This window comes from Rhizobium sp. SVR5-9E, assembly GCF_056755095.1.
In genome coordinates, this window is sequence record NZ_JBNDHS010000494.1 from 1 (window position 1) to 259 (window position 259).

1 protein-coding gene is annotated in these 259 nt (G+C 40.5%); it reads right to left on the reverse strand.

Annotated elements, in window-relative coordinates; genetic code table 11:
* On the reverse strand, positions 1-253 hold a 253-nt coding region (locus ACPYOJ_RS35770; protein WP_481420445.1), incomplete at its 3' end, for an OsmC family protein.
* Positions 254-259: the final 6 nt, after the last annotated feature.

Genomic DNA, 259 nt, shown 5'->3' on the forward strand with positions numbered 1-259 from the left:
GCTTGGCATCATCCACCGGAATTCTTTCTCCTTCAACTTCAGCCTTAAAACCGGTGATTTCCTGTCTTTGCTTTTTCAGAATTGAAACTACATCAATGCCGCTACAGCCTGCAACCGCCATCAAAACGCTTTCCATAGGAGAAACTCCTTTTGCTCCCGGCTGGGTCGTATTATCTAAAAGAATTGAATTTCCCTGAGAATTGGTACATTCAAACAAAAAATCGTCGTTGATTCTGTTAAGTGTTATTTTCATTATAGG